The organism is Phaeobacter sp. JH20_02 (genome assembly GCF_048056915.1).
Taxonomy (GTDB): Bacteria; Pseudomonadota; Alphaproteobacteria; order Rhodobacterales; family Rhodobacteraceae; genus Phaeobacter; species Phaeobacter bryozoorum.
This window is the reverse complement of the sequence record NZ_JAYMVP010000009.1, coordinates 94918-119241: the sequence shown is the minus strand read 5'-3', so window position 1 is coordinate 119241 and position 24324 is coordinate 94918. Positions and strand designations below refer to the sequence as shown.

Annotated in this window: 24 protein-coding genes; 17 read left to right on the top strand and 7 right to left on the bottom strand. The window is 57.9% G+C overall.

Annotated elements, in window-relative coordinates:
• The first annotated feature begins 85 nt into the window (after positions 1–85).
• Positions 86–835 (top strand): hypothetical protein, encoded by a 750-nt coding sequence (locus VWY34_RS02195; RefSeq protein ID WP_416544120.1) that lies wholly within the window; start codon positions 86–88, stop codon positions 833–835.
• A gap of 72 nt (positions 836–907) precedes the next feature.
• The gene (gene ilvA / locus VWY34_RS02190; RefSeq protein ID WP_340547136.1) at positions 908–2134 is read left to right on the top strand and encodes a threonine ammonia-lyase IlvA; all 1227 of its coding nucleotides are present in this window, start codon (positions 908–910) and stop codon (positions 2132–2134) included.
• A gap of 12 nt (positions 2135–2146) precedes the next feature.
• On the opposite strand, the gene VWY34_RS02185 is transcribed toward ilvA, so the two are convergent.
• Positions 2147–2470: an Hpt domain-containing protein gene (locus tag VWY34_RS02185; protein WP_340547137.1), complete on the bottom strand. Its 324-nt coding sequence runs from the start codon at positions 2468–2470 to the stop codon at positions 2147–2149.
• Positions 2471–2647: 177 nt separating this feature from the next.
• Between VWY34_RS02185 and VWY34_RS02180 the strand changes: the two genes are divergently transcribed.
• Positions 2648–3919, top strand: coding sequence for a PP2C family protein-serine/threonine phosphatase (locus VWY34_RS02180; protein ID WP_416548750.1), 1272 nt, complete (start codon positions 2648–2650; stop codon positions 3917–3919).
• A 42-nt stretch (positions 3920–3961) separates the two neighbouring features.
• Here the strand turns inward: VWY34_RS02180 and VWY34_RS02175 are convergent, their stop codons facing one another.
• Positions 3962–4414, bottom strand: a complete 453-nt coding sequence (locus VWY34_RS02175) for an NUDIX hydrolase (RefSeq protein ID WP_416544119.1) — start codon at positions 4412–4414, stop codon at positions 3962–3964.
• Between the two features lie 78 nt (positions 4415–4492).
• On the opposite strand from VWY34_RS02175, the gene VWY34_RS02170 reads away from it, so the two are divergent.
• The 8 genes from VWY34_RS02170 to VWY34_RS02135 all read left to right on the top strand — a co-directional run bounded on the left by VWY34_RS02170 (position 4493) and on the right by VWY34_RS02135 (position 13902).
• Positions 4493–5494, top strand: coding sequence for an Hsp33 family molecular chaperone HslO (locus tag VWY34_RS02170; protein ID WP_416534332.1), 1002 nt, complete (start codon positions 4493–4495; stop codon positions 5492–5494).
• On the top strand, positions 5487–6083 hold the full coding sequence (locus VWY34_RS02165) for a CoA pyrophosphatase (RefSeq protein WP_340547141.1): 597 nt from the start codon (positions 5487–5489) through the stop codon (positions 6081–6083). Before VWY34_RS02170 ends, VWY34_RS02165 begins: the two co-directional genes overlap by 8 nt.
• Positions 6080–7231 (top strand): CCA tRNA nucleotidyltransferase, encoded by a 1152-nt coding sequence (locus VWY34_RS02160; protein WP_416544118.1) that lies wholly within the window; start codon positions 6080–6082, stop codon positions 7229–7231. The genes VWY34_RS02165 and VWY34_RS02160 overlap by 4 nt, the downstream gene beginning before the upstream one ends.
• Positions 7232–7455: 224 nt before the next feature.
• Positions 7456–9294: an ABC transporter ATP-binding protein gene (locus VWY34_RS02155; protein WP_416544117.1), complete on the top strand. Its 1839-nt coding sequence runs from the start codon at positions 7456–7458 to the stop codon at positions 9292–9294.
• Positions 9291–11168 (top strand): ABC transporter ATP-binding protein, encoded by a 1878-nt coding sequence (locus VWY34_RS02150; protein ID WP_416544116.1) that lies wholly within the window; start codon positions 9291–9293, stop codon positions 11166–11168. The genes VWY34_RS02155 and VWY34_RS02150 overlap by 4 nt, the downstream gene beginning before the upstream one ends.
• Positions 11169–11256: 88 nt before the next feature.
• Positions 11257–12504 (top strand): class I SAM-dependent RNA methyltransferase, encoded by a 1248-nt coding sequence (locus tag VWY34_RS02145; protein ID WP_416534327.1) that lies wholly within the window; start codon positions 11257–11259, stop codon positions 12502–12504.
• A 5-nt stretch (positions 12505–12509) separates the two neighbouring features.
• Positions 12510–13319, top strand: coding sequence for an ion transporter (locus VWY34_RS02140; RefSeq protein WP_416542713.1), 810 nt, complete (start codon positions 12510–12512; stop codon positions 13317–13319).
• A 64-nt stretch (positions 13320–13383) separates the two neighbouring features.
• Positions 13384–13902: a L,D-transpeptidase family protein gene (locus VWY34_RS02135; RefSeq protein ID WP_340547147.1), complete on the top strand. Its 519-nt coding sequence runs from the start codon at positions 13384–13386 to the stop codon at positions 13900–13902.
• Between the two features lie 109 nt (positions 13903–14011).
• Here VWY34_RS02135 and VWY34_RS02130 read toward each other — a convergent pair whose 3' ends face one another.
• Entirely contained in the window at positions 14012–14503 is a 492-nt protein-coding gene (locus VWY34_RS02130; RefSeq protein ID WP_340547148.1) for a CAP domain-containing protein, read from the bottom strand.
• A gap of 166 nt (positions 14504–14669) precedes the next feature.
• Here VWY34_RS02130 and VWY34_RS02125 point away from each other — a divergent pair, with 166 nt between their 5' ends.
• Positions 14670–15311, top strand: coding sequence for a L,D-transpeptidase (locus VWY34_RS02125; protein ID WP_340547149.1), 642 nt, complete (start codon positions 14670–14672; stop codon positions 15309–15311).
• 141 nt (positions 15312–15452) lie between these two features.
• Positions 15453–15635 carry a hypothetical protein gene (locus tag VWY34_RS02120; RefSeq protein WP_340547150.1) on the top strand — a complete coding sequence of 61 codons (183 nt, stop codon included), beginning with the start codon at positions 15453–15455 and terminating at the stop codon, positions 15633–15635.
• A 105-nt stretch (positions 15636–15740) separates the two neighbouring features.
• Here the strand turns inward: VWY34_RS02120 and VWY34_RS02115 are convergent, their stop codons facing one another.
• The 3 genes from VWY34_RS02115 to VWY34_RS02105 all read right to left on the bottom strand — a co-directional run bounded on the left by VWY34_RS02115 (position 15741) and on the right by VWY34_RS02105 (position 20864).
• Complete coding sequence (locus tag VWY34_RS02115) at positions 15741–18770, bottom strand: aminotransferase class III-fold pyridoxal phosphate-dependent enzyme (protein ID WP_416544115.1); 3030 nt, start codon at positions 18768–18770, stop codon at positions 15741–15743.
• Between the two features lie 73 nt (positions 18771–18843).
• Positions 18844–19905 carry a ferrochelatase gene (gene hemH / locus VWY34_RS02110; RefSeq protein ID WP_416544114.1) on the bottom strand — a complete coding sequence of 354 codons (1062 nt, stop codon included), beginning with the start codon at positions 19903–19905 and terminating at the stop codon, positions 18844–18846.
• 128 nt (positions 19906–20033) lie between these two features.
• Positions 20034–20864, bottom strand: a complete 831-nt coding sequence (locus VWY34_RS02105; RefSeq protein ID WP_416544113.1) for a methyltransferase domain-containing protein — start codon at positions 20862–20864, stop codon at positions 20034–20036.
• 14 nt (positions 20865–20878) lie between these two features.
• Between VWY34_RS02105 and VWY34_RS02100 the strand changes: the two genes are divergently transcribed.
• The 4 genes from VWY34_RS02100 (at position 20879) to VWY34_RS02085 (ending at position 23263) form a co-directional block, all read left to right on the top strand.
• Positions 20879–21607 (top strand): double zinc ribbon domain-containing protein, encoded by a 729-nt coding sequence (locus tag VWY34_RS02100; protein WP_416542717.1) that lies wholly within the window; start codon positions 20879–20881, stop codon positions 21605–21607.
• Positions 21608–21692: 85 nt separating this feature from the next.
• Positions 21693–21950: a glutaredoxin 3 gene (gene grxC, locus VWY34_RS02095; protein ID WP_340547155.1), complete on the top strand. Its 258-nt coding sequence runs from the start codon at positions 21693–21695 to the stop codon at positions 21948–21950.
• A gap of 42 nt (positions 21951–21992) precedes the next feature.
• On the top strand, positions 21993–22823 hold the full coding sequence (locus tag VWY34_RS02090) for a carbon-nitrogen hydrolase family protein (protein WP_416544112.1): 831 nt from the start codon (positions 21993–21995) through the stop codon (positions 22821–22823).
• The gene (locus VWY34_RS02085; protein WP_340547157.1) at positions 22823–23263 is read left to right on the top strand and encodes a MarR family winged helix-turn-helix transcriptional regulator; all 441 of its coding nucleotides are present in this window, start codon (positions 22823–22825) and stop codon (positions 23261–23263) included. Before VWY34_RS02090 ends, VWY34_RS02085 begins: the two co-directional genes overlap by 1 nt.
• A gap of 270 nt (positions 23264–23533) precedes the next feature.
• On the opposite strand, the gene ubiG is transcribed toward VWY34_RS02085, so the two are convergent.
• Positions 23534–24280: a bifunctional 2-polyprenyl-6-hydroxyphenol methylase/3-demethylubiquinol 3-O-methyltransferase UbiG gene (gene ubiG, locus VWY34_RS02080; RefSeq protein ID WP_416544111.1), complete on the bottom strand. Its 747-nt coding sequence runs from the start codon at positions 24278–24280 to the stop codon at positions 23534–23536.
• Between the last annotated feature and the right edge of the window lie 44 nt (positions 24281–24324).

Sequence of the window (24324 nt, the reverse complement as noted above, 5' to 3'; positions counted from 1 at the left end):
AAGAGCAAGGTTTTCCCCATATCGGAACCGGAGTGTCCGCATAGTGGTCGCGTGCAACGATTGAGCAGTATTGGAGTTTGAATAAATGATTGGCTGGACGCTATTTCTACACTCGGTAAGCATGGTGCAGCGGAATTTGCCGCAGCTTCTGAAGATCTTCCTTGTTCCCTCGCTGATTGCCATGGGGATTGCCTATTTGCTTCTTGGCGGTCTTTTTGGTGGCGGCTGGATGCAGGAGCAGAGGGGGGAGGGCCCGCAATTATTTGCAGTTCTGTGGCGCATTGTAGGGATGTCGATAGTGGTTGGTGTGATCGGGGCATGGACCGCGGTCGTCTGGCATCGCTATGTCTTGTTGGAGGAACACCCCAACGGCTGGCTGCCATCTTTCTACAAAGCTGAGGTCGGCAACTACATCATTGGTCTGATCAAGCTGATCGTTATCGGTATCGTTGTCATCGGCGTGGTGATGTTTATCGGGATTGCCCTGATTAGCGGAATGGGGATGGTTGGCCTCGCTTTCCTGCTCGTCATCGCCATATTGATTGCCGTCTTCATGTATCGGATTGTTCTGATCCTACCTGCGGCAGCGCTGGGCAAACCACTTGGGATAGGTGAGTCGTTTGAGTTGACGGCAGGAGCTTTTGGAACGCTGTTTGTCCTCGCGCTTTGCCTTTTTGGTCTGCAATTGCTGTCCGAACTGATCCTGTATCTGCTGGCCGATGCCGTGTTGATTGCTATTGTTCTGCAGCTGATATTCTCGGTTGGACTTGCAGTATTGAATATCAGTGCTCTCACTACACTATACGGCTACTACGTCGAGAAACGTGCGATCTGATCTGCGGTATTCTTCAGTATGCTTTGATCCTGCCCCCTTGTCATGGGGGCGGGGTTGGGTCACTCAAGTGGCATGAGTGATTTTCAGACCCAGGCCCGGGCCGCCGAACAGGCCATGCGCGCGATTTTCCCTGCCACGCCGCTGCAGCGCAGCACGCTGCTGTCGGAACGGTTCGATGCGGATATCTACCTGAAACGAGAAGATCTGAGCCCGGTGCGGTCCTACAAGATCCGCGGTGCGTTTAACGCAATGCGTAAGCAGCTGGACCAGTCGCTGTTTGTCTGTGCGTCAGCTGGAAATCATGCGCAGGGCGTTGCCTTTATGTGCCGCGAGCTGGACAAGCGCGGGGTGATCTTTATGCCGGTAACCACCCCTCAGCAGAAGATCCAGAAGACCCGCATGTTTGGCGGCGACAACGTCGAAATCCATCTGGTTGGCGACTATTTTGACGACACACTGTCGGCAGCTCAGACTTGGTGTGCAACGGAAGGCGGGCATTTTCTGTCACCATTTGATGATGATGATGTCATCGAAGGCCAGAGCTCCATCGCGGTTGAAATCGAGGCTCAGCTGGGCGCCGTTCCCGATCATGTGATCCTGCCGGTGGGCGGTGGTGGCATGTCGTCCGGCGTGGCCCGCTGGTTCGGCGACAAGGTGCATTGTCTTTTTGCAGAACCCTCTGGCGGCGCATGTCTGAGGGCGGCGCTAACTGCTGGACACCCCGTAGCACTGGACCATGTCGACACATTCGTCGATGGCGCCGCAGTTGGCCGCATCGGTGAGCGGCCGTTCGAGGTGCTGAAACATGTGCCCCTGCCGGACGTCCTGTCGATTGCCGAAGATCGGATCTGCACGACCATCCTTGAGATGTTGAACGTCGAAGGTGTGGTTCTGGAACCGGCTGGCGCGCTGGCGATCGAGGCCTTGCGCGATGTACGCTCCTGGATCCGTGGCAAGACGGTGGTCTGTCTCACGTCGGGCGGCAACTTTGACTTCGAGCGGTTGCCAGAAGTGAAGGAACGAGCACAGCGCTATATGGGATTGAAAAAGTATTTCCTTTTGCGCTTGCCGCAGCGACCCGGGGCACTGAAGGAGTTCCTGGGTATTCTGGGGCCAGAGGATGATATCGCCCGGTTCGAATATATGAAGAAATCAGCGCGCAACTTCGGTTCTGTTTTGATTGGTATAGAAACCAAGCGACCTGAGAATTTCGCTGATCTCTACGTCCGGTTGGATGCTGCCGGCTTTGCCTATACCGACATCACCAGCGATGAAACCCTGGCGCAATTCGTGATCTGAGCAGGTACTGGCTCAGAGCTTGCTGCTCATGTCGCGCAGGAACTCTTCTTTTGACGCCTCATAGCTGGCGATGATCGTGGCTGTGTCCACATCCTTTGCCTCGCCCTGTGCCGAACGGCGCTCGCCTTCCTGACAGAGGCGGGAGAATTGAGAGAAGCCCAAATTGAGGGCGCTGCCTTTCAGGAAGTGCAAGTCCTGTTCCAAGGTGGTCAGATCCGGAGATCTCAGCTTTTCGATGACGCCTTCGACCTCTTCGAGGAAGATCTCGACAACTTCAGAGAAGTCCTCAGCGCCGACTTCCTCGTGCAGCTCCTTAGCGCGTGACCAATCAATCATCTTTGCAATCCTTGTTTTGATATCGCATTTTACGATTGCTTTACTTATAAACTCGTAAATCACCGTTTAACGCGAGGCTAGATCCATATTTCGCAAACTTCACTTCCTGTTAAGCGAAGAGCGCGATAGTGACTTGCGTTTAAGGTATCTTGCGCCGTTTTTTGTGGGGTTCACTCGGTGTTGCCAGACAGTTCGATCGAAATAAACCAAGAGGTTACGACCAATTCGATCCGCCGTGTCCTGGTGGTCGATGACAGCCGTCTGCAGCGACGAATCCTGGTGGCATCACTGAAGAAATGGGGATTCGACGTCGTCGACGCTGAAAGCGGCGAGGTCGCGATGGAGATCTGCGAGAGTGATCCGCCAGATCTGATCCTCAGCGACTGGATGATGCCGGGAATGAATGGGCTGGAGTTCTGCCGGGCGTTCCGGGCCAAATCGCAGGATAACTACAGCTATTTCATCCTGCTGACCTCCAAGAGTGAAAAGAACGAGGTGGCGCAGGGGCTGGATGCCGGCGCGGATGATTTTCTGACCAAACCTGTCAGTTCGGACGAGCTGCGCGCCAGAATCTCTGCGGGTGAGCGTATCCTGCGGATGCAGCGAGAACTCTCAGAGAAGAACCGGATCGTCTCGGATACGCTGGATGAATTGCAGCGGGTCTATGATGCTATCGACAAGGATCTGATTCAGGCGCGCAAAATTCAGGAATCGCTGGTTCCAGAACTGTCGCGAAAATTCGGGTCATCCACTGTCAGCCTGCTCTTGAAACCCTGCGGTCATATCGGTGGTGATCTGGTTGGCATGTTTTCACCCGGGGTGAACCGGATTGGCTTTTACTCGGTCGATGTCTCCGGTCATGGCATTACGTCCGCAATGATGACGGCGCGACTTGGCGGCTATTTGTCGTCGACCTATTTCGATCAGAACGTCGGCATGGAGAAGCGATTCAACCGCTTTTACGCCCTTCGCCAACCTGAAGAAGTTGCAAGCCTGCTGAATGCCCGGCTGATCGCCGACACCGGGATCGAAGAGTATTTTACTATGGCCTATTGCATCGTCGATCTGCGCAGCGGCGTGTTGAAGATGGTGCAGGCTGGCCATCCGCACCCATTGCTGATCCGCAAGGATGGCAGCACAGAGTTCATCGGGAAGGGCGGCGTTCCTGTGGGGCTGGTGCCAGATATCACCTATTCCCAAGAAGATGTGGTGATGGAGAAGGGCGACAGGCTGCTGCTGTATTCGGACGGTTTTACTGAGGCGCGTTTGGAGAATGGCGAGATGCTTGAGGCCGAGGGATTGGTGGATCTGATCGGCAAGTGCAACTCGGATCAGACCGGCCAGGAATTCCTCGACGATCTCTACTGGAACCTGACACAGGTGATGTCGTCGCAATACGGTTTGGAGGATGATGTATCCGCCACCCTATTCGAATATGAAGGCCCGTAAGCTGAGCCTGCACCGGGTCGCTGGCCAATCTTCGGTCGATTTCTAGCTTTGTCCCATCCATCGCGCGATATATCCGGCAAAGTGGCGATCACCGGCATTGCCGAGCATCTCTTGCGCGACATCCGCTCGCATCCAGAGCGCTTCATGCAGTGGTTCGCTCGGGTCTGAGATCTGCCGGGCCGGGCGCGCAATATAGATATGGCAGAGTTTCTCAGCCCATAGATCATACTCCGGCATATAGGCAAACCGGCGGAATGCCCCCAGCTTGCGGGGGGAGGAAATGGTCCAGCCGGTCTCCTCCATCACCTCGCGGTGCAATGCAGGAATGGGTGATTCGCCCGGATCTATGCCGCCTCCGGGCAGCTGAATATCCGGGCCTGGATCCTGCTGACAGGTCACCAGAAGCTTGCCATTTCGCGGCAAGAGAGCGTAGACGCCGGGCCTGCGTCGGTATCTTTTCGAATTATCCGGCGTATCGCCAAAACGTCTGATCACGGCGCTGACCTCTTCACTCTGATGGTGTAAACCCTATATAGGCCCGATATGCCAATCCACGGCGCGTAAGGAAACCCCATGACACTTGTATCGAAAATCGCGTGGGACGATACCGTCCTGCCCTTCCAGCTTGACGTATCGGACATGCGCGGCCGCGTTGCGCGGCTGGACGGTGTGTTGGATGGTATTCTGAAGCAGCATAATTACCCACCTGTCGTCGAGGCGTTGGTGGCCGAGATGGCATTACTGACGGCTTTGATTGGTCAAACAGTCAAATTGCAATGGAAACTGTCCTTGCAGGTGCAGTCCAAAGGTGCGGTGAGGATGATCGCGACCGACTACTATGCCCCCCAGGCAGAAGGCGAGCCGGCCCGTATCCGCGCCTATGCCAGCTATGATGAAACACGGCTGACGGATGGCGCCCCCTTTGATCAGGTGGGTGAAGGGTATTTTGCGATTCTTGTCGATCAGGGTGAAGGGATGAAACCCTATCAGGGGATCACCCCTCTGGCGGGCGGATCGCTGGCCACCTGTGCCGAAGCCTATTTCGCCCAGTCCGAGCAGCTGCCAACGCGGTTCTCGCTCAGCTTTGGCCGTTCCGCCGAGCCTGGTGTGCCGGAGCACTGGCGGGCCGGGGGGATTATGCTGCAGCAGATGCCAAAGGCGTCTCCCTTTGTTGCTGACGGTACCGGCTCTGGCGATACGCTGGTGGCTGAAGATCTGGTGAACGGCGAAGAGGGCGAGAACTGGAACCGTGTGATGCACCTGCTTGCGACCGTCGAAGACATGGAGCTGATCGGCCCATCGGTAACGCCGACAGATCTGCTCCTGCGATTGTTTCACGAGGAACAACCGCGGGTTTTCGATGCCCAACAAGTCAAATTCGGATGTACCTGTTCCACCGAGCGGGTACGCGCAAGCCTGTCGATCTACTCCGCCAAGGACATCGCAACGATGACCACTGACGAAGGCCGCGTGACAGCCGATTGCCAGTTCTGTGGCGCCCATTATGATCTTGATCCGGCGACGCTGGGGTTTGAGGCCGATAAAACGGATGAGGCAGAGGGCGATAGTGCCTGATCTGCGAGAAAAGCTTACCGCTGCGCTGGGCGCTGAGGGGGGAGGGTCATCCGATTTTGATCTGAATCCGGACGTCGTTCTACCTGTTGATCGTAAATTGCGACCGGCAGGCGTTCTGGTGGCGATCAGCATCGCTGAGGGCGTGCCGCAGGTCATCCTGACAAAACGCTCATCGGCGTTGAAACATCATCCCGGTCAGATCGCTTTTGCCGGTGGGAAGCAGGACGCAGGTGATGCAAGCGTGACCGATGCCGCCCTGCGTGAAGCATGGGAAGAGATCGGGCTGCCGCGTGATCTTCCGCAAATTGTCGGTCAGCTACCTGCGCATGAAACTGTGACCGGGTTCATGGTGACGCCGGTGGTGGCCCTGATTGATCAGACCTTTGATATCAAGGCCGAAGCTGGCGAGGTTGCCGAGGTTTTCAGTGTCCCACTCTCACATCTCTGCGATCCGTCTCGCTATCAGATCCAGTCGCGTCGCTGGCGTGGGGTGCGGCGGAACTACTTCGCTGTTCCATACGGTCCCTATTACATCTGGGGCGCAACCGCGCGGATGTTGCGCGGCCTCGCCGACCGGATGCAGTCATGAGATATCTGACCGCGCCCTGGCTCGATGATCCGGCTGTCCAGCGCGTCTGCGAGGTGCTGACCGAGGGCGGTGCGGAGGTCTATTTCGTCGGCGGATGTGTGCGAAATGCGCTATTGGGCGCGCCGGTTTCAGATCTCGACCTGTCCACCAACGCGCTGCCGCAACAGGTTATCGAACTGGCCGACAAGGCCGGCATAAAAGCCATACCAACAGGCATCGATCACGGCACTGTAACACTGGTGCATCGCGGTACGCCCTATGAGATCACCACCTTTCGTCGTGACGTTGCTACCGATGGTCGTCGCGCTGTCGTCGCATTTGCGGATCGTATCGAGGAGGATGCGGCGCGACGCGACTTTACCATGAATGCGCTTTACGCTCGCCCGGATGGGGAACTGGTTGATCCCCTGAACGGTCTTCCGGATCTGCGCGCGGGGATTGTGCGGTTCATCGGCATTGCCGAACACCGCATTCGCGAGGACTATCTGCGCTCGCTTCGGTATTTCAGATTCCACGCCTGGTACGGAGATTTGGATGCTGGGTTTGATCCGGACGCCCTGTCGGCGATCGCGAGCAACCTGGATGGCATCGCAACCCTATCGCGTGAGCGTGTCGGGAGTGAGATCCTGAAGCTTCTTGCAGCCCCCGATCCGGCGCCGGCGATTGCGATTATGCGGCAAATCGGATTGCTCGCATTGATTCTGCCGGGCAGCGATGATCGCGCCCTGGCACCGTTGATCCATCTGGAAGAGGGGTCCGCCCCCGATCCCATTCGCCGTCTTGCAGCGCTCGGCGGTAGCGCTCCGGGCGAGGTTCTGAGGTTGAGCAAATCTCAGGCCGCCGAGATACGCTTGCTTCGCAAAGAGGTTGAAGGAACCCAAAGTCCAGCTGCCCTTGCCTATTATCATGGGGCGGCCATCGCCCGCAGCGTGATCCTGTTGCGATCTGCCCTGCTTGAGATGCCGATTTCGCCTGATTTAGAGACTGAAATCAATCTTGGCGCGTCCGCCGTATTCCCCGTGTCGGCGCAGGATCTGATGCCTGAACTCCAGGGGCCTGCTCTTGGCGCGGAGCTCAACTCCTTGCGTGATAAATGGATCAGATCCGGGTTTGCCCTGACGCGGAAAGAGCTGCTGGGACTGGCCTGAAGCGCACGTGCTGATTGTCGTGCGTCGCCCACCGCGTCAAAAGGGGTGACAGAGTGGAATTTTTTTCCTACCCATATGGGACCATCTTATGACGGGAGGAATACGCATGTATCACGGGATCTGGCGCAATTAACGCCTGACCTGTCCGACGTCTGTCGGAGGGGCCACGGCGATGGCCTTTGTTCGCATGACTATTCCATATGCTCAATTATTGGAGCACCCGCATGTTTCGTTTCTTCGAAAACCTTATCGACCCCTATTGTGATTACGCGGAAACCGACACTCCGCCACGGCGACTGTGGCCGTTCCTGAAAGATTATTCGCAGCCCTTCAAAAAGGTCTTTGCGGCCACCGCGTTTATGTCGGTCATCGTCGCAGCCGTTGAAATCGGTCTGATCCATTACATGGGACGGGTTGTGGACCTGTTGTCCGGTGAACCGGCCGATGTCTGGCAGGCTCACGGGACAGAGTTGATCCTGCTGGCTGTATTTATCCTGACCATTCGGCCGCTGCTGCAGCTACTGGATGTGCTGTTGCTGAATAACGCTATCCTTCCAAACTTCGGGACTTTGATCCGCTGGCGTTCACATAAGCATGTATTGCGGCAATCGGTTGGCTGGTTTGAGAACGATTTTGCCGGGCGGATCGCAAACCGGATAATGCAGACACCGCCTGCCGCTGGTGAGGTGGTGTTTCAGGTCTTTGATGCGATCACATTCGCATTGGCCTATCTGGCTGGCGCGGCTCTCTTGCTGTGGTTGGCGGACATGCGGCTGATGATGCCCCTGCTGGTATGGTTTGCGCTTTATGCGATGCTGATCCGCTGGACAGTGCGCCGCGTCGGGCCAGCCAGCCAGGCCGCCTCCGACGCCCGATCCACGGTGACCGGTCGGGTTGTTGACAGCTATTCCAACATTCATTCGGTCAAGATGTTCGCCCATCACGATACCGAACTGACCTATGCCAAAGAGGCGATTGAGCGTACGCGCAAGACGTTCCAGGCGGAGATGCGGCTCTATACAATCATGGATGCCGCATTGGTGACGCTGAATGGCCTGCTGATCGTTGGGGTGGTCGGTTGGGCGATCCTGCTGTGGATGCAGGGGCAGGCTTCGGTCGGGGTTGTTGCCTCTGCTACGGCGCTGACCCTGCGTCTCAATGCTTTGACCGGGTGGATCATGTGGGCGCTGACCACGTTTTTCCGGCAGCTTGGTGTCGTGGCCGAGGGGATGGAAACCATTGCCCAGCCGATTGATCTGGTGGATGCAGCTGATGCCAAGCCGCTTGATTTACGCGATGGGGAGATGGAGCTCCGGCAGCTGTCCCATCATTACGGGCGCGGCTCTGGCGGTCTGGATCAGGTCAGTCTGACCATTCGTCCAGGAGAGAAAATCGGCCTGATCGGGCGGTCTGGTGCCGGGAAATCGACCTTGGTGAAACTGCTGTTGCGGTTCTACGATCCCGAGGGCGGGCAGATCCTGATCGACGGGCAAGATATCCGTACCGTCACACAGGACAGTCTGCGCGCCCAGATTGGGATGGTGCAGCAGGACAGTGCCCTATTGCACCGATCGGTGCGAGACAACCTGCTCTATGGTCGGCCTGACGCCAGCGAGGCCGAGATGATCGAGGCCGCAAAGCAAGCGCGGGCGCATGAGTTCATCCTTGACCTAGAGGATCCCGAAGGCCGCAGGGGCTACGATGCGCATGTCGGTGAACGGGGCGTGAAGCTCTCAGGCGGGCAACGTCAGCGAGTGACACTGGCTCGGGTAATCCTGAAGGATGCACCTATCTTGATCCTGGATGAGGCGACATCGGCGCTGGACTCAGAGGTTGAGGCCGAAATCCAGCAAACGCTATACGGGATGATGCAAGGCAAGACGGTGATAGCGATTGCCCACCGTCTGTCCACCATCGCCCAGATGGACCGTATTCTGGTTATGGATGACGGTCGTATTGTCGAGGAGGGCACCCATGGCGTGCTTTTGCGGTCAGAGGGCCTATATGCCCAGTTCTGGGCGCGGCAATCCGGCGGCTTCCTGAACATTGAGGCAGCAGAATGAAACTGGGCAATCTGATCGACGCATTTCAACCGGCCGAAGGCGCCCCACCAGATCAGTTGGGGCGCTTTTTGCGATGGTGTCTGTCCGGCGCCTGGCCAATGCTCACGGTGGCTGCGGTCTTTTCGGCGCTCGCCGGGGGAATGGAGGCGGTCACGGCTTATATTCTGGGTCTGGTGATAGATACGGCGATAGCCAGCGGGCCGGACCGGTTCTTCTCGGCAGGTAATCTGGTGATACTTGCCGGTGCGTTGGGTTTCTTCCTGTTGTTGCGGCCGATCCTTTTTGGCCTCTCTGCGGCGTCCAACGCAATTATTGTGCAGCCGAACGTCAATCCGCTGGTGCTGTCCCGTCTCAATCGTTGGACAATGGGGCAATCGGTGCGTTTCTTCGATGATGATTTTGCAGGTCGCATCGCACAGAAGCAGATGCAGACTGCCAATGCGGTGACGTCGGTCGCGGTTGAGGTGATCAATGTCGTCGCCTTCGCGCTGGCATCACTGCTTGGCGCGCTGGCATTGCTAGGGGCGATTGACTGGCGGATCACTGGATTGTTCGTGGTTTGGCTGGTCGGGTATTTTGCCACAATCCGTTGGTTTCTGCCGCGCATCAGAAAGCGGTCTGCGGCGCGGGCTGGCGCGCGGGCTATGGTTACCGGGCAGGTGGTCGATACGATCACCAACATCAAAACTGTGAAGTTGTTCGCCCATGCCGATTTTGAAGAACGGACGGCACAGGATTCGATGGCCGATTTCCGTAACAAGGCGCTTCATTTCGGCTATCTGTCGGCGACCTTCCGGTTCTGTCTGATGACTCTGGCAGGAGTGCTGCCTGTCTTGCTGATTGGTGCTACGCTTGTGTTGTGGCGGGACGGGATGGCGACCGAAGGTGATATCGTTGCGGCGGGCGCGGTGTCGGTGAGGATCGCGCAGATGACGGGCTGGGTCAGCTTTACGCTGATGGCGATCTACTCCAACATTGGCGAAATCGAAAACGGCATGAAGACGCTAACGCGTCCTGATCGGGTTGAGGATCAAGACACCGCCAAGACGCTGCGGACCAAAGGTGGACGCATTGAATTCCGAAATGTCGGCTTTGCCTATGGGCGCGATGTCGGCGGTATTCAGGATGTTTCCCTGACAGTTGAACCGGGTGAAAAACTGGGGATTGTCGGGGCTTCCGGCGCGGGGAAATCCACGCTCGTGTCGCTTCTGTTGCGGCTCTATGACGGGGAAAAAGGCCAAATTCTGATCGATGGGACAGACGTTTCAGAGGTGACGCAGAACTCGCTGCGCAGCCAGATCGGCATGGTCACGCAGGAAACCGCAATGTTCAATCGCTCGGCGCGCGACAATATCCTTTACGGTCGGCCGGACGCCAGCGAACTGGAGCTTATTGCCGCCGCTAAAAAGGCGGAGGCTGATGAATTCATTCTTGACCTGGAGGATGCACAGGGCCGCAGCGGCTATGATGCCCATCTCGGCGAACGGGGTGTGAAACTGTCGGGCGGCCAACGTCAGCGGATCGCGCTGGCCCGAGCTATCCTGAAGGATGCACCCATTCTGGTACTGGATGAGGCGACCTCGGCGCTCGACTCCGAGGTGGAGGCGGCGATTCAGTCGGCGCTGGAGCGGGTCATGCAGGGCAAGACGGTTCTGGCCATCGCACACCGCCTGTCGACGCTGAGTGAAATGGATCGGATCATCGTCATGGATCAAGGTCGGATTGCGGAGGTGGGCACCCATGATGCACTGCTGAAGCAAGGCGGTCTTTACGCGAAGTTCTGGTCGCGGCAATCCGGCGGCTTCATTCGGACCGAAGGCGATGATGATGAGGTCGATCCGATCACTCGACGATCGTGGGATGCGGCGGAATAGGAAGTACTGAGCGCCCGCACAAAGGTCGTTCACACGCAGACTGCGCATTTTTCTTTTGCGCGGGCCAGTCGCAGGGTATGCAGCGGCCATGACACATGCAGCTAGAACCACAGCCACAATCATTCGTCTTGGCCATCAGGGGGACGGAGTCGCCGAGGGCCCGCTTTTTGCGCCGCGCACCCTGCCGGGAGAGACCGTCAGCGGTATTCGCGACGGGCACCAGCTCACGGATATCCGCATCGAGAACCCGTCAGAGGCACGCGTCCAGGCGCCTTGTCGGCATTATAAATCCTGTGGTGGCTGTCAGCTGCAACATGCGACAGATGATTTTGTCGCGGGCTGGAAGGTCGATATTGTGCGCAATGCGCTGGCTGCCCAGGGGATTGAGACGGCGTTTCGCCCGATCCACACCTCACCGCCACAATCGCGCCGTCGCGCCACGCTGTCAGTGCGCCGCACCAAGAAAGGGGCGATGGCTGGATTCCATGGCCGCGCGTCCGGGGTGATTACCGAGATACCCGATTGCCAGTTGCTGGCACCACAGCTTCTGGCTGCTGTGCCGATGGCGGAGGCACTGGCCATGGCTGGCGCCAGCCGCAAGGCACCGCTTTCGGTGACGGTGACCCTCTCGGAGGTTGGCGTTGATGTACTGGTGACCAACGGCAAGCCGCTGGATGGCGCGCTTCGGATCGCGTTGGCGCAGGTGGTCGACGCGCATCGTATTGCAAGGCTGACCTGGGAGGATGAGCTGATCGGTATGGAACAGCCGCCAACTCAACCCTTTGGTCCGGCACATGTCTGCCCGCCGCCGGGTGCCTTTCTACAGGCTACCCGTGATGGCGAGGCGGCCTTGCTCGCGGCGGTCGAGGAGGTTGTCGCTGGGGCAAAACGTCTCGTCGACCTATTTGCCGGCTGCGGGACTTTTTCGCTGCCACTGGCGAAAAACGCTGAGGTCCACGCTGTCGAGGGTGAAAGCGCCATGTTGCGCGCATTGGATGCCGGTTGGCGGCAGGCCAAAGGCTTGAAGAAAGTCACCACCGAGACCCGCGATCTGTTTCGCAACCCGTTGCTGCCGGAGGATCTGAATCCGTTTGGAACGGAGTTTGACGCTGCAGTGATTGACCCGCCGCGCGCTGGTGCTGAGGCCCAGGCCACTCAGCTGGTTGCAGCACGTACGAAACGGGTTGCCTATGTTTCCTGCAATCCTGTCACCTTTGCCCGTGATGCGAAGATTTTGACCGATGGCGGCTATCGGCTGGATTGGGTACAGGTGGTCGATCAATTCCGCTGGTCCTCGCATACGGAACTCGCGGCCAGCTTTTCCTACGTGGGGTAGAACCGGTGAGCATCAGTGCAAAACAAACCCTGAACAAGCGGCTTGGCGATCTTATCGCCAGTGATCGTTTTGGCAACTTCATCACTGTGGTGATTCTGATCAATGCCGTGACGCTGGGAATGGAGACATCTGATACGATCATGTCCCGGTTCGGGACGATCGTTCTGTTTGTCGATCAGCTGTGCCTGGGGATTTTTGTCGTTGAACTGCTGGCAAAACTCTGGGTACAGCGGCTGCGGTTTTTCCTGCGCGGCTGGAACATCTTTGACTTTGTGATCGTCAGCATCGCCTTTCTTCCTGGGGCGCAGGGGATGTCCGTCCTGCGGGCGCTGCGCATATTGCGGGTGTTGCGCGTCATCTCGGTTGCGCCGCGGCTGCGCCGGGTGGTTGAGGGTTTCATTACTGCGCTACCGGGCATGGGCTCAGTCTTCCTGCTGATGGCTATCATCTTTTACATCGGCTCCGTCATCGCGACGAAACTCTTCGCGGACAGTTTCCCGGAATGGTTCGGTAATCTCGCGCTGAGCGCATATTCCCTGTTCCAGATCATGACTTTGGAAAGCTGGTCCATGGGCATCGTACGCCCTGTCATGGAGATCTACCCCTATGCCTGGGCGTTCTTTGTGCCGTTTATCATGGTCACCACCTTTGCGGTCGTGAACCTCTTGGTCGGCCTGATCGTGAATTCGATGCAGGATGCCCATCACGAGGAAGAGGGCGAACGCACGGACGCTTATCGGGATCTGGTTCTGGCTCGGCTGGAGGCAATCGAGCAGCAAATCGCGACGCTGCAACCGCCGCACGAGAAGAAGTGATTTTGAATTTTCCACCGAAGATAGTAGTTGGAAAATGAGGCAAATCAGGCAGAGACCTAGAATAATGGATAGACGTACATTCGGATTGGGCGCCGCGGCGACCCTTGGGCTGGCGGGCTGTAGCTCCGGCCCTAGCAAATTCCGCAGTTATAATGGCCCCGAGGTAACCTCGGTTGTTGTCAATAAAGGCGCCCGCAAGGTCTATCTTCTGCACAATGAGGATATTCTGCGCGAATATGAAATGGAGCTGGGTTTCGCACCGCAGGGCCACAAGCAGATCGAGGGCGATGGCAAAACTCCCGAAGGCACCTATCTGATCGACCGGCGCAATCCCAACAGTCGTTATCACCTCTCCATCGGGATCTCTTACCCCAACGCACAGGACCGGGCAAAGGCAGCGGCGATGGGCAAGAAACCGGGTGGCGAGATTTTCATTCACGGTGAGCCAAACAACCCCAAGGAACGCAAACGCGCTGCGCGGGTGGATGACTGGACTGCGGGCTGCATTGCGGTCAGCAACGATGAGATCGAAGAGATCTATGCGATGGTGCGCGACGGTACGTTGATTACCCTGCGTCCCTGATCGTCTGCACTGTAACCGTGCCAGCGCTGATCGTCTCGTGATAGAAAAGGCCCGATTGCCATGCAGCGATCGGGCCTTCTTCGTTCAGGTAAAGATTAGATCGGCGCGCTTAGCTACCCATGACCAGGGTCCACCAAATCTTGCCATTGGATTCCTGGAACCAGGAGAAGCCCATGGTGCGCGCTTTGGCGTCCATGATGACCGAACGGGTGGCCGGTTGTTCCATCCAGGCTGTAAGCGTCTGCAACTCGGTCTCATATGTTTCCGAAATCGTCTCGCCGATCATTGTGCCGGTGAAACCAGTGCGGGCAACGCGGTCGAGCGGGGAAGAGCCGTCGGAGCCAAAATGCCACGGACGGTTCTGGACCGACATGTCGCGCGAATGGGTTGCGGCTGCAGCGGTCAGCTGGGGGTTCAGCTGGACAATCGGCTTGCCTGCCGCTTCGCGAAGGGCGTTGACCGAGTCGAGCATCCGCAGCTGTACTTTGTCGGCGTTACGGATCCGGTACACGCTGCCGCCTGTGCTGCCATCAGGTGCAGGGGCACAGGCTGCGACAAGGGTCATCAGCCCGGCGATAAGGATCAGAAATACACGTGTCATACTACACCTTGCTTCGTTGACTGGGGCTGCAATAGCCCGGCTGTGACATAGGCGCAAACATGTCAGCGGTGAATTGACCGTCGCGGGATTGTTTGATTTGCGACTGAGGCATTCGCGCCATAAGATACGGCATAACGAATGCATATCTCCGCAGTTTGGAAAAGTCATGACCCGCAGCCCCTTCGAATCCTTCTCTAGACGGCAATTTCTCGCCGGTTCCGTTTCTGTCGGCGCATCGCTGGTTGGCGGCGGTCTTGCCAGCGACGTCTGGGCACAGGATGCCACGGACACGACCGCGGAGGGTTTTGACCCGCTGCGCCCGCCGCCTGAGCCCGAGGCGCCGGTTCAGCGTAACATCTCGGCGTTCCGGTCCAAGGACTGGCGGCCCTATTTCGACAATCTGCGCAATGGAGCCGTGCTGGTGGATATCGACAGCCGCGCCCTGCATTTCTGGTCGGAAGACCAGAGCACCTACAAGCTATATCCCTCGTCCGTGCCGCTCTCCGATGATCTGACGCGCCGCGGCCGGACCCAGATTATCCGCAAGGTCGATGGGCCTGGCTGGGCGCCGACTCCGAACATGCGCAAGCGCAACCCGGAGTGGCCTGCCTATATCCCGCCGGGGCCGGACAATCCGCTTGGAACCCATGCTTTGTATCTCAGCTGGAAGTATTACCGAATCCACGGCACGCATGACACGCGCAAGATCGGGCGCAGGTCATCAAACGGCTGTATCGGCCTTTATAACGAGCATATTTCGCAGCTGTTTGCGCTCACGAAAGTGGGCACTCAAGTGTTGCTAATTTGACGACATCGGCCCATTCCAGAGGCCGAATCATGCAACAAGCAATTGCAATGTCGCGATTTTGCTGATTAGAAAAATATTACGAGGTAAGTCTTGGGCGCGTGGTTCGGGTGGACTGAACTGCGCATATTTTTGGAGGTTAACATGAAAAAACTCGTTATCGCTGCTGCTCTGACTGCTGCTGCTTCGACCGCTTCCGCGGGCAACCTGGCTGAGCCGATTGTTGAGGCGCCGGTTATTGTTGAGCAGACCGAAAGCTCCTCCAGCGGCATCCTTCTGCCGCTGCTGCTGCTGGTTCTGGTTGGCGCAGCTGTTGCAAGCAACTAATTGCTTGTCTCAGAACGGTAAGAAAGGCGGTGGATTTTCCACCGCCTTTTTTCATGTCTCCCGACCTGACATGGGCCGGGGACTGCAATTTTGGTTCAGGGTGGCTCAACCGTCGTGAACTTCGGACAGAATGCTGTTCATCGATGCGAGAATCATCTCGATTCCCTCTGCATCAATCGTCAGCGGGGGGCGAATTTTCAGAATGTTGTCCTTTGGCCCTTCGCTACCGATCAGGATGCGATGATCGCGCATGCGGTTCTTCACATAGGCGCAGATATCCGTCGCTTCTGATCCGTCGTTGCGGATCAGTTCGACACCGATAAATAATCCCATGCCGCGCACATCCCCGATCGACTGATAACGGGATTGCAGTTCGCGCAGGCCTTCGATCAGTTCGGCCCCACGCACCCGCGCATTCTCCTGTAACCCTTCCTCATCGACGATATTCAGCACTTCGGTACCGATGCGGCACGACAGGGTGGAACCGCCAAAGGTCGAGAAGAACTCAGGCCCCTGTGCAAAGCTGTCCGCGATGGCGCGGGTTGTTACCAGCACACCCAGGGGGTGGCCGTTGCCGATTGGTTTACCGAGTACCACGATATCGGGGCTGGCCTCTTGGTGTTCAAAGCCAAAGTAGTAGTCACCAAGGCGTCCTAGACCGGTTTGAACCTCATCGGCGATACAGATACCACCTGCGGCGCGGATCTTGTCATAGACGGCGGGCAGATAGCCCTTTGGCGGAATGATCTGACCGCCGACAGAAGGGAAGGTCTCGGCAATGAAGCCGGCCACCCCATGACCGCTTGCACGCAGTTTTTCGATGGCCGGATCCACTAGGTCCGCGTATTTCTGCGCGCGGTCTGCGTCATCACGCCGGTAAGATCCGCGATAGTCATCGGCAACTTCGACCAACTGCACCCAGTCAGACGGGCCCACACCACCCTTTGCGTTGAACTTATAGGCGGAAACGTCAATCACGCCAGTGGTGTTGCCGTGATAGCCATGATCGGGCGTTACCATCCCCTTGGCACCTGTGTGCGCCCGTGCGAGGCGCAGGGCCAGCTCATTCGCTTCGGTGCCGGAATTGACGAAGAAGCAGACCTCCAGATGGTCGGGCATCTTTGACAGCACCTTTTCTGCAAAGGCGGTTTGTGCCGGGTGCAGATACCGGGTGTTGGAGTTCATGCGTTTCAACTGATCGGCAGCAACCGCCTGAACGCGGGGATGTGCGTGGCCTACATGCGGCACGTTGTTATAGGCATCGAGATAGGGGCGGCCCATTTCGTCAAACAGATGATGTTTCCACCCACGCAGCAACATGACCGGATCGCTGTAGGTCAGGCTGAGATTGCTGCCGAAATGTGCCTTTCGATCCGCCAGAACCCGGCGCTTGTCAGTCGGTTCATATCCGGTTTTTTCCGCAGGCAGATTCAGTAACGGTGCAGGGTTTGGGCAAAGTGCGTTCCACAGCAAGAGGTCGTCAGGATCCGCCACTCCGGGCCAGTCTGCCTCAATTCCCTTGGTCGATAGCGCCAGCTGGAAATGCACATGTGGAGCCCAGCCGCCGTTTTCAGTTGCATCTCCGAGCTGGCAGAACGGCGCGCCCTTGGCGACCCGGTCGCCAACCGAAAGCTGAGTACAGCAGTCAGGGTCAAGATGACCGTAGAGCGTATAAAATTCTTCTCCGGTGTCGGTATGGTGTTTCAGGATGACAACACCGCCGTAGTCCAGATGAGCATCGCGGTTCTCCACCGCCACGACCTCACCCTCCAGGGGGGCGTAGAGCGTCTGACCGGCCGGGGCAAAAACATCCACTGCGAGATGGACGGTACGCCGGTCGCTGGCTTTATACGCGCCTTTGCGGAAGGCTGGGGCAGTATAGATCAGCCGTGGTTCGTTGTAATATCCAAGCCACCAGTCGGCACCGTTTTCGCCGGAAAACTCTCGCCCGACTTCGGCAGCCTCGGCCAGCGGCATATCAAAAGGGTTCTGCGGCCAGGTCGATGTCTCGACCGAGAGAGCCCCCATCGGCAGACCCGTCAAATCGCGTCCCATCAGCGGAGCGAACTCACCGGAATATTTCTCTAGATAGGCAATTACCCTGTCGGCACCATCGACCACCGAAAGGCCGCAGGTCGCTCTCAGCCGGGCCGAAATCAGGGCCGGATGCTCACTTGGTTGCTCCAGAAAACGCCATGCAGGACCCTGCGATATGGTCACATAGGGGTCATCGGGATTGTCTTTGGCCACCAGCGTGGAATTGACGACGCTGACGGCCAGACGCATCCGCAGCAGAGGCCAGAGAAGATCTAGTTCGGTTTCGGTCAACGGATTGACGGCGTGGTAGCCTTCTATCAGCGCGGACAGGGCAGCCTGCGGTCGGGGATTATCCAGCACGATATACGCAGCTGCAATGGCCAGATCACAGATTCGCGGCGCAGCACACATGTCGCCAAGGTCGATCAGACCGCCGACATGGCGTGGTTGGCAGAGCGTGCCAGTAACGAGAATGTTGTAGTCATTGGCGTCATTATGAATCGCCTGTTTCGGCAGGGAGCCAAGCACCGGCTTCAGCTCTATGAAATCGGCGCAGATCGCAGCAATCAGGCTACGGCGTTTGCTGTCTGCGATGCAGTCGAGATCGCTTGCCACCCAGTCGGCAGACATCAGATCCCATTTGAAATCACGTAGCAGCGCGGGATGGTCAAAGGTTTTGAGCGCGCGGGTGATGCTTCCAAGCGCGGCACCGATTTCCCTGATGAGAACGGATGATTTCGGCGCGCTTTTGGCATAGCAGCGGCCCGGCAGCTGAGTTTGCAGCCAGACCAGGCGCTCAACCCCGGTTTCGTCTGCAAGATCGAGGCAGAGCGCACCATCGGCGGCTGCCACGGCGCGTGGACATGGCAGATCCGGGTCAGTTTGATGGAGATGCGCCAGCGCAGCGATTTGCATCTCGACGAGATCAGGGGCGCAACCGGGGCGCATGACCTTTAAAATATAGCCCTGCCCATCCTCGGCGATTGCACGAAAGTTCAGGTCATATTCCCCGTCCAACCGTGACAGGTCAGCGGTGATGCCCCAGTGATTATTCAGGGCATCGGCCCAATGCAATTCGGCCAGGTTCAATGCGGTCATGAGAGGTCCCTGTTCAAATATCCTCAGCCCCGTTGGCCGGGGCGTTTTGGCTATTTGGACCGGGGAGTGGCGATTAGTCCAGCCACCCTTTCAGATTGCGTTGGATAACGCCGGACAGCGCGTCAATGTGCTCGGCGTCATCGTTCAGGCAAGGGATATAGAGAAATTCCTCTCCGCCCGCGTGCTCAAAGCTTTCGCGAATTTCCTCGTTGATTTCCTCAAGCGTCTCAATGCAGTCTGCCGAGAAGGCTGGGGCGATCACCGCGATGTTTTTCTTGCCTTCTTTGGCGAGGGTGGCGACGTGATCCACGGTATAGGGCTTCAGCCATTCTTCGGGGCCAAACACCGACTGAAACGTGGTGGTGATTTCGGTATCGGTCCACCCCAGACGTTCTTTCAGGAGGCGCGTCGTTTTCTGGCACTGACAATGGTAGGGATCGCCCTGCATCAGATAGCGCTTGGGCATCCCGTGATAGGATACAACCAGAATTTCGGGTTTTTTCTCGGCGGTGGCATAAGCTTTCTCCACCGAACGCGCAAGGGCGTCGATATATGCCGGATCGTCAAAATAGGGTGCGACGGTGCGTGCGGCGGGCTGCCAGGTTTCTTCCATCAGGGCGCGGAAAAATTGGTCGTTGGCGGTGGCCGAGGTGGCCCCGGCATATTGCGGATAAAGCGGGACGAAGAGGATTTTCTGACAGCCGGCCTCAACCATTGCCCGCACTTTGGATTTGGTTGAGGGATTGCCGTAGCGCATACAGAAATCCACCATGACCTCTTTGCCATACCGCTCCTGCAGCGCTTGCGACATCGCGGCGGTCTGCTCCTTGGTGATGGTCATCAGGGGGCTTTCGCCCTTGTCATGGTTCCAGATGGACTTATACGCCGCTCCCGATGAAAACGGCCGTTTGGCCAAAATGATCAGTTGCAACAGCGGCTGCCATTTCCAGGCAGGATAGTCGATGACACGCTTGTCCGAGAGAAACTCGCTCAGATACCGGCGCATCGGCCAGTAGCTATAGTCATCGGGGGTGCCCAGATTGGCCAACAGTACGCCGACCTTCGCCGGGGCGATCTTGGGGTGGTCTGCCGGCGCATGAGCGGGGCAGGTGGCGGGGGCAGTGGCGTCCAGCATCTATCAGGGTCCTGTGCGGTAAACGGTCAGCGGATCGTTGGTCCGCCCTAGCTATATGAAGATACGGCGTAAATGACCAATTGGATCATTCCACCAGAGCCATAGGATAGACCTATGGCTGGTTCTGTCTACTTTGGCAGCGGTGTTTCCGGCACCTTCAGCGCATCCGCCAGTCGCGCCTTTGCCGATCCGGGGCGCAGCGGTTTTTGCTGGGTGTCGGACGGGGACCAGCCGGTCAGGCAAATCAGTTCAAAGGTTGCAGGCAAAAAACCGTCCTCCGTTGCGTAGGTGGACCGGTAGATATCCGCAGTGTCAGCGAACAATTTGCGCGTGGTTGCGGTCTTTTGCCTCTGTGTCATGGCATTGGTTTCGCCCATGCCGCGCAGTTCGTGCATCAGGTGCCACAGGTCGCGGTACTTTGCAGTCAGAGGCACAACATCCGCCACCGGAAGCGCAAATCCGGCCCGTTGCAACAGCGCACCCAGATCGCGCACTTCGCCCATCGGGGCCACGCGGGGCGACAGCCCGCCGGAAAGGCGGGTTTCGGCGGTGGCCAGGGCGCTGCGCAATTCATGCAGGGTCTGGCCGCCCAGCATCACGACCAGCAGCAAGCCGTCTTCGGTCAGGGCCCGGTGACATTGGATCAATTGTCCGACCGGATCATTGGCCCAGTGCAGTGACATGGCATGGACCACAAGATCATGGGCACCAACCGCCAGATCCAATGTTTCGTCATCCGCGACATGTTTGGCATCGGGCAGACAACTGTCCCAGCCTTGCGCAAAAGGCGCCACCAGCGCTGGGCGCGTAAAGCTCCTGTTAACCATGGAGAGCCGATCCTCGATCTCATCGCGTGCGATGTCGTGCAGGAACAGGGCTTCGGTGGTCAGGCGGCTGCGATGGGCGGCGAGTGCGCTGCGGTCAAAGAGCTGCGGGCGGGGCGTCGTGGCTTTGGTCATGAGGGCTATTTAGGATGTTGAAGGCGCGGATACAAACGGCTGTTTCGCTGATCTACCCGCCGCGCTGTCTGGCCTGCGGTGAGTGGGTCGACAGCGATTTCGGACTTTGTGGCCCCTGCTGGCGCGAGACGCCGTTCATACATGGAACCTGTTGCCATGGATGTGGAGTCCCTTTGATTGGGGAGGAGGACGGGTTTCGCCTCGAATGTGATGAGTGTATGGATCACCCACGGCCCTGGCAGGAAGGACGCGCCGCGCTGACCTATGAGGGTACGGCCCGGCGGCTGGTACTGGCTCTGAAACACGGGGATCGAACTGAAATCGCCCGGCCTGCAGGGCGCTGGTTGGGGCGGGCGGCTGCCAGTTTGCTTGTGGATGATCCCTTGGTGGCGCCAGTGCCGCTACACTGGTCGCGGTTTCTGCGCCGCCGCTATAATCAATCTGATCTGCTGGCCCGACAAATGTCCCGAGACGCTGGCTTGGACTACTGCCCGGACCTGTTGCGGCGCGTTCGCCGTACACCTTCGCTTGAAGGGCAGGGCCGCTGCGAGCGCTACGCAACGTTGGCGCGGTCGATTTCGGCGCATCCGAAACATGCCGCACAGATTGACGGGCGTATCGTCCTGCTGGTCGATGATGTGATGACCAGTGGTGCCACGCTTGCGGCCTGTAGCGAGGCTTGCCTTGATGCAGGCGCAAGCGCGGTCCGTATCGCCGTGCTTGCAAGGGTCACGCAGTCGTGATCTGAACGCGCTGGGGCTGGCAATTCTATCATGGACTGCCCAAGTTCAGGGCCAAGCCACTGAATATTTTCAAACGGAGACCCGAATGAAACCGGTCGAAATCTACACTTCCCCGCTCTGCGGGTTTTGCCATGCAGCAAAACGCCTGCTGACCCAGAAAGGCGTAAGCTTCGACGAAATCGACGTCTTGGCTAATCCTGATCGCAAGGCCGAAATGATCGAGCGTGCCAATGGTGGGCGTACCGTTCCGCAGATTTTTGTCGGCGAGACCCATGTCGGTGGATGCGATGATCTTTATGCACTGGATCGGTCCGGCAAGCTGGATCCGCTGCTGGCAACCTGAGGCGCGGTGATTAAGATCGGTGACCATCGGAGGATATAACAGATGCGTGCGGCCTTGCTTCAACTGACATCAAGCGACCAGCCAGCTGAGAATCTGGTGATGGTGCAGGAGATGATTGCCGAGGCCGCTGCCGCTGGCGCCGGTTTTGTACTGACACCAGAAGTGACAAACTGCCTTTCTGGAAGTCGCAGCCACCAGACGTCGGTCCTCCATCATGAAGCGGATGATCCGACGTTGGCGGCCCTGCGCAGAACTGCCGAGGAGCGCGGTCTCTGGCTGTCTCTCGGATCCCTCGCGTTGAAGACGACGGATGCCGATGGACGGTTTGCCAATCGCCAGTTTCTGATCGATCCAGCCGGTGAGATTGTTGCGCGCTATGACAAGATCCACATGTTCGATGTGGATGTCACGCCTGAAGAAACTTACCGCGAGTCGGATGGATACCGCCCGGGCCGTCAGGCTGTGGTTGCACAGACTCCATTTGCAGCCCTGGGAATGACCATCTGTTACGACTTACGCTTCCCCTATCTGCATCGGCGTCTGGCCAAAGCAGGGGCTCAGGTGCTGCTGGCGCCCGCAGCCTTTTCGCCTGTTACCGGTTCGGCCCATTGGCACGCATTGCTTCAGGCGCGTGCAATCGAGACGGGCTGCTATGTGCTTGCGGCTGCTCAGACGGGCACCCATCCGGCAACCAAGGGAAAGTCGCGACGCACCTATGGCCATTCTCTGGTGGTGTCACCCTGGGGGGAAATTCTGGCCGATGGCGGCGTTGAGCCAGGGGTCACCTACATTGATCTTGACCTTGAAAAAGTGGCACAAGCGCGTCGACAGGTTCCTTCCCTGTTTCATGACCGAGAATTCGACGGCCCCTGATGGACGATACCAATTCCCTTGCGGTTTCGCTGTTCAGCGAAATTCTGATGGCAGATCAGCTGGCGCGGACCCGGCTGGGACAAGTGCTGCCTAAGGGAATGGAACTGTCGCATTTCTCGGTATTGAACCATCTCGCACGTACCGGAGTTGAGCGGTCGCCCGCTCAGCTGGCCAAGGCGTTTCACGTGACCCGTGGGGCGATGACCAATACATTGAGCAAGCTGGAAGCGGCGGGCTACGTTCATATCCGCCCAGACTGGGATGATGCGCGACGCAAAATGGTCGCGATCAGCCCGGCGGGACGACAGGCGCGCGACGCCGCATTGGCCAGCATTGTTCCGATGATCCGCGAAGTGGTTGAGGAACTGGGGGGTGACCGGGTCAAATCCGCGCTGCCGATCCTGCGAGAGTTCCGCATTAAGCTGGGAAGTCGCGATTGACTGGCGACTAGGGGCGCAGGGCCCCAATCCTGCAAAACGGAAAAGGACGTCTGCGAACAGACGTCCTTGGTGCCCCCCGTCAGGCTGGTCCGTGAGTGGTAGGCTTAACGACAGGGCGGCCCGGAACAAGGGCCTCTGTGCATTCACTCGGTGACAGGTCAGCAACATCTGACCCTATCCATGGTTTACCACGTAGAAGGTAGCGGCCCAACGACGCAGAAGGATGATTGCCTATCCTAAAGTATAGGGGCAGGGCTTTTGCCTCCGCGCTTAGCGAGGCTTTGTGCTGGCTGTCACGTAGTTTACGCTCAAATCACGGTCCGAGAGCGACCAGCTCCAGAAGATCGGATTGAACACAAAACCCTTCCTATCGACAGGCGTCAGCCCCGCCTTTGAGAGCAGCTCGAACAGCTCGTCTGGTGTAATGAACTTCGACCATTCATGTGTCCCGCGCGGCAGCCATCGCATGACAACCTCGGCGCCTAAAATGGCCATCGCGTAGCTTTTGGGATTGCGGTTGATGGTTGAACAGATTTGCAGACCACCGGGCCTGAGCAGCTGCTGCGTGGCAGTTAGATAGCTGAGCGGATCGGCAACATGTTCGACCACCTCCATGTTGAGAACCACGTCGAACTGCTCGCCCGCCTCTGCCAGCGCCTCTGCCGTGGTGTGGCGATAGTCGATGTCCAGACCGGATTGCTGGGCGTGAACCTGAGCGACTGGAATATTGCCCGCTGCGGCGTCGGCGCCGACGACATCGGCACCCAGACGGGCCATTGGTTCGCTGAGAAGCCCGCCACCGCAGCCGATGTCCAGAATGCGCAGTCCGGAAAAGGGCGCCTGATCGGATAGGTTGCGATCAAATTCACCAGCAATTTGCCGGGTGATGTAGTCCAGCCGACAGGGGTTCAGCATGTGCAATGGTTTGAATTTTCCAGTGGGATCCCACCATTCGGCGGCCATGGCCTCAAATTTTGCGATCTCGGACGGGTCTACCGTGGATTGAGGCGCTTGCATTCCTGTCTCCGTGTGTTCTTTTATCATTCAGGACTAAGTTAGGT